Source organism: uncultured Anaerovibrio sp., assembly GCF_947302755.1.
Classification (GTDB): Bacteria; Bacillota; Negativicutes; order Selenomonadales; family Selenomonadaceae; genus Anaerovibrio.
In genome coordinates this window covers 1-4,976 of record NZ_CAMYWM010000156.1, presented here as the reverse complement: position 1 = coordinate 4,976, position 4,976 = coordinate 1, and the positions used below count along the sequence as shown (strand labels likewise).

Here is a 4,976-nt window from a genome sequence, read left to right as displayed (position 1 = left end):
GGAGATATGCTCGCCAGCTGTTGTAGTTTGTTTTCCCCCACCTAAAGAGGTGGGGCACATCTTAAAGCTCGTTATAAAAGCCCAGCAATCTTTAATATTGCTTTCGCAGTATACTCATTTATTTCGTTATGTCTAGGAACCTGAACAGGACGACAACCATCCTTTTTGTAAATAGTATGGTCACCATCATCGCGTGCCTTATAAAAACCAGCAGCTTTGAGCCTTTTAATCAAATCTTTGCGTTTCAATTCAAGCTCCTCCCTCACATAATTATAATACGTCTTTTACGTAATTTCAATAAAATAAGTATAGCCGTATATTGTTGCCATAATTCCAACCATATTTATAACGCCATTGTTCAAATAATTTAATGATTGCCACCTTAATCCTGCTCGCAAAGCTTATTACATATAATTTTGCAATATCCAATACCCGGCCAGGCCCACTATTATGCTATAGGCCAGATTCCTTGTCTTGGCCGCCACAATCAGCACCGGAATTGCCGCCAAAAATTCCACATTGGACCAGCTAAAACGGAAGCCGCTATGGGCGTCACCAAAAACTGACACAAAAATCAGGGCCCCAAATACGGCTGTTGGTACATATTTCAGCCACAGGGACAAAAAGGTGGGCAGTGGGCGTCGTCCCAGTACGGCCAGGGGCAGGATACGGGAAATATAGGAGGAACAAAACAGCCCGAGTATGCAGAGCAAAATATCTGTATAGCTCATTTCTTCTCTACCCCCTCACCATTGTCGATTACGGCGCCCACAATGGCGGCCACCACGGTGGCCACCACCACATTCAGCATATTGTCCAGCCACAATGACAGCAAAAGGGCCAAGCCCCCGCCCAACACACCAATACCAATTAGCTTGGCGGATTTAAAATGAAATGACCAAAGGCCAATAAACATGGCAATAAGGGCATAGCTTACAAGGCCGGTATCAATATACACTGCACTGCCCAGCAGCACCCCGGCCACTGTGGCCAGCATCCAGCTCATGTGAGCCAGAAAATTTAGGCCTGCTGCTTTTTTAGGATTCCATTCACTATCTCGCTTCTGAAACTCAATGCTATTCACAGCAAAGGTTTCATCCACTATTTCCTGGGCATAAATCATACGATAGAGCAGGGATTCCTTGGAAATATGCTGATTGAGAATGAGTCCGTACAGCATATGACGCAGATTTACAATGCCTACAGTAATCACAATGGGAATGATGGCCGTCCCAGCGCCAATCATGGCAAGAGCAATAAACTGGCCACTGCCGGCAAAGAGGAAAATAGACATCATGGCCATCAAGAAAGCATCCAGCCCCACCTTTTCTCCCAATATACCGCAGGCCACGCCCAAAGGTATATACCCGAAGCATATTGGCCAGACAGCCTTGAAAACCTGTTTATTAAAATACTCACCCATAAATAGATTTTCCTCCCCAATAAAATGATAATAATATTTTAATAACATCTTTTAAATGTTATTAAAACATTTAATACCTAAAATGTCGTATGCGATTTAAAATTCAACAAAATTGCCCCTGGTGAAAATCTGCACTGTACTTCCATCTGCCTTTGTACCTACGATTTCCATATCCTCTGTACCGATCATAAAATCCTCATGCACCAAAGAATCATTTACACCATGCTGCAAAAGCTCCACCGTATCCATCCCGTCACCGCCCTCAAGACAGGTAGGATAGGCCTTGCCAAAGGCCAAATGACAGGCCGCATTTTCATCAAACAGGGTATTGTAGAAAAGGATACCGCTGTTGGAAATAGGAGAGTCATAGGGCACCAAGGCCACCTCCCCCAGATGCTTGGCCCCCTCATCGGTATCCAGGAGCTGCTTTAGAACATCCTGGCCCTTGGCGGCACTGTATTCCACCACCTTGCCTTCCTTAAATACAAGGCGAATACCATCAATAACATTTCCCTGATAAATAAGGGGCTTAGAGGCGTACACCACACCATCCACGCCGTTGCGGTCCGGCAGGGAATATACCTCCTCCGTGGGCATATTGGCCACAAATTCCACCTTATCAGCGGCGATTTCCGCACCACCGGCCCAAATATGTCCCTTGGGGAGTTTTACCATCAGATCAGTTCCCAATCCATTTCTGTAGTACAGGGACACCAGCTTTTGTCCATTGAGGAAATCGGTAGCCCGCTTCATAAAAGCAGTATGTTTATTCCACGCTTCAATAGGATCATTATCTTCATCTATACGCACGGCCTTGAAAATAGCCTGCCATAGCTTGGCAACTGCCTCCTCCTCATTTGCAGCCTCCTTGAAAACCTTGGAGGCCCAGGCCGGAGTTGGAATGGAAACCACACACCAGCGAAGCTCATTGTTCATAATGGCTCCCCGATATTCCAACAGGGCTTGCCCCGCAGCCATCTGGGCACGGCGCAGCTTATCCTGCTCCACTCCCTTAAAAATAGAAGGATCAGAGGCATGTATAGAAATAATAGCTGCTCCCTTTTTCTTGAAGCTCATGAACATATCGTAACGATACTGAGGGAACTCATCAAAAATTTCATTGGCAGCACCATCAAAACGGATGCGTGAAAATTTCTCATCGCTCCAGTTAATCTTCACATCGGAGCATCCGGCCTCAAAGCCGGCCTTGGCCACCCGACGGGCAAAATCGGCACACTCGATGGGTGAGTTGATGACCAGCAGCTGGCCCCTTTGCAGATTGACACCTGTCTTAACCACTAATTTTGCATATTTATTTAAAAGCTTGTCCATACAATTTCTCCTTGCAGCTTAAATTAACATTTTAAATCATTCTATAACGAAATTCCCTATCATGCAACCTAATGTTGAATGAACACTACTTAAATGATACAAAAATCAAATAATAGTTATAATTTTAAAATGAATACTTATTCAGGCCGTATTTCATGGCTTCATCTGTATCCAGCTGAAAATTATTCTACAAAAATATGTTGTACTGGGTTATAATATCAACGTATTAAACTTACTGGACACCTGACGTTGTCCACACGCCCTTACAACGAAATCTAAAGCTTATCTGCATCCTTCGGATTTGATTCGCTAAGATTTCATAGTAAACTTACTGGACACCTGACGTTGTCCACACGCCCTTACAACGAACACTAAGTTCCCACTGCGCCGTAGGCTTGTGCTCACTAAGTGTTCATAATAATAAATATAAGGAGGGGCAATCTATGATTTCTGCCCGTCAAACATCTATAATTCTGGCCGTTGTGTATATCACTATAACCTCCGGCTTTTGGTTTTTTCCGTCCTTCGCCTTTATTTTTTTCATATCCCTGCTGATACATTTATTATTAGTATGGCCCGTCAATCGTTTGGCCAAGAAAATACCACGGGGCCTGGCTGCGGGCTTGGCCTTATTTATTTTTCTGCTGATTTTATTCGGACTGGCCAAGGTGGTATACGTTTCCTTTATACCGACCTTTTCCAGCTTTATCAAGGATTTACCGGTTCTTGCCGCCCGAATCCAGCAAATACAATTTCTTCAGGATATGGATATTCCCTCCATCAACAGCAGTTTAGATAATATGTGGGGTGAAATGGCCTCCATGGGCTCCAATCTGCTGCGGGAATCCCTTAGAATTATTGTATCCACCTTCAACAAGATTATTGATTTTGTAATTATAATATTTGTTACCTTTTACATGTTAAAGGATGGACGAGGTATCCTGCATTTCTTCGCCGGTCTATTTCCCCACAGAGACAGGATCAGGGTTTTTCACCTGTTCAACGCCATATTGCATTCCCTGCAGATTTATATCCGCAGCCAACTTCTCATGAGCTGCATCACCGGTGTAATAGTGTACACCTATTTTACAATAATGGAAGTAAAATACGCCTCTGTATTTGCCGTATTAAGTGGAGTATGTGAATTCGTACCGGTTCTGGGCCCAACGGTTGCCTCCATTTTCGGGGTAATGCTGACGGCCACCGAGGCCCCATACCTGATTATCCAAACCATCTGCTTCTATCTGATAATGACCCAAATAAATCATAACCTGATTTATCCCAATATCGTGGGCAAGGCCCTGGATTTACACCCCATTACCACTATTCTCAGCGTAGTCTTTGGTGGGGAAATTCTTGGAACTGCAGGAATGTTTCTGGCAGTTCCCTGCCTGGTGGTAGTAAAACACATAATTCTTGATATATATCAAAGTGAACAGGAATTAAAGGACTCAACCAAAAATTAAATATGGAAAAATAAAGGATGAAGGTCTGCTGATTTAATAAATTAGTAAATTAGCAGGCTTTCATCCTTTTATATTTTACTTTTGCAGCTTCTATTTTATGAGCTCCTTTAGCCGCTCCCAGTCAGGCACCTGAGCAGCCTCCTGTAACAACTGAAGCTTTTGACGGTCCTTCTCCTCCAGTTTATAGCCTGCCAACTCACCTAATAAATACATCAAATTATCATAATCAAAGGTTTGGATAATATCGCCAATGGTTTCCCAAGCCTCCTTTAGCTCTGCATCAGATATTGCCGCCTTATTTTCTTCGTCTGGCTCAGATTTTTCTGTTAATGGAGCCAGTGCCTTGGCATAGTCCTGACAAAGAGCTAATAATACTGGTGTATCAGCAGTAAGTTCATCCATATAACCGTTATTACCGGCATCCTCAAGTCTTCTGGCCCTTTCAGACAGCTCATTTAATCCCGCTACTCTGGCGGTACTTTTTAGCGCATGAACCTTGGTTGTATAATTATCACATTCACATGTAGCAAAGAATTGCTGAATTTCCTCCGCCACTCTTGGCAATGATTCTGCAAATACCGTAAGAGCCGATAAATAGGCCTCCACACTGCCACAATGCTTTATTCCACTTTCCGTATCCAAGCCAGGTACTGACAATAGCCATTCCGGCAAGGATACTTCCCCCACCACTTGTGCTGGCACATTGTCCTGGTACTTAACCTTCTCAGGCGGTAAATATTTAATTAAGCATTGCT

At 43.6% G+C, this 4,976-nt stretch carries 6 protein-coding genes; 1 reads left to right on the top strand and 5 read right to left on the bottom strand.

Annotated features, from left to right (window positions below; translation table 11 throughout):
• Window positions 1–71: 71 nt before the first annotated feature.
• The 4 genes from Q0Y54_RS11615 to Q0Y54_RS11600 form a co-directional block, all read right to left on the bottom strand.
• Window positions 72–248: a type II toxin-antitoxin system HicA family toxin gene (locus tag Q0Y54_RS11615; protein WP_297968102.1), complete on the bottom strand. Its 177-nt coding sequence runs from the start codon at window positions 246–248 to the stop codon at window positions 72–74.
• 156 nt (window positions 249–404) lie between these two features.
• Window positions 405–731, bottom strand: coding sequence for an AzlD domain-containing protein (locus Q0Y54_RS11610; RefSeq protein ID WP_297968100.1), 327 nt, complete (start codon window positions 729–731; stop codon window positions 405–407).
• Window positions 728–1,423 carry an AzlC family ABC transporter permease gene (locus Q0Y54_RS11605; RefSeq protein ID WP_297968097.1) on the bottom strand — a complete coding sequence of 232 codons (696 nt, stop codon included), beginning with the start codon at window positions 1,421–1,423 and terminating at the stop codon, window positions 728–730. The genes Q0Y54_RS11610 and Q0Y54_RS11605 overlap by 4 nt, the downstream gene beginning before the upstream one ends.
• A 96-nt stretch (window positions 1,424–1,519) precedes the next feature.
• Window positions 1,520–2,755 (bottom strand): aminopeptidase, encoded by a 1,236-nt coding sequence (locus Q0Y54_RS11600; protein ID WP_297968094.1) that lies wholly within the window; start codon window positions 2,753–2,755, stop codon window positions 1,520–1,522.
• Window positions 2,756–3,198: 443 nt separating this feature from the next.
• Here Q0Y54_RS11600 and Q0Y54_RS11595 point away from each other — a divergent pair, with 443 nt between their 5' ends.
• Window positions 3,199–4,221 (top strand): AI-2E family transporter, encoded by a 1,023-nt coding sequence (locus Q0Y54_RS11595; protein WP_297968091.1) that lies wholly within the window; start codon window positions 3,199–3,201, stop codon window positions 4,219–4,221.
• Window positions 4,222–4,311: 90 nt separating this feature from the next.
• Here Q0Y54_RS11595 and Q0Y54_RS11590 read toward each other — a convergent pair.
• The coding region (locus Q0Y54_RS11590; protein WP_297968089.1) for an Hpt domain-containing protein at window positions 4,312–4,976 on the bottom strand (665 nt) is incomplete at its 5' end.

Bases quoted from the DNA above. Each gene is read 5' to 3' on its own strand.
- Q0Y54_RS11610 (WP_297968100.1), bottom strand. From the start codon at position 731: ATGAGCTATACAGATATTTTGCTCTGCATACTCGGGCTGTTTTGTTCC.
- Q0Y54_RS11605 (WP_297968097.1), bottom strand. From the start codon at position 1,423: ATGGGTGAGTATTTTAATAAACAGGTTTTCAAGGCTGTCTGGCCAATA.
- Q0Y54_RS11600 (WP_297968094.1), bottom strand. From the start codon at position 2,755: ATGGACAAGCTTTTAAATAAATATGCAAAATTAGTGGTTAAGACAGGT.
- Q0Y54_RS11595 (WP_297968091.1), top strand. From the start codon at position 3,199: ATGATTTCTGCCCGTCAAACATCTATAATTCTGGCCGTTGTGTATATC.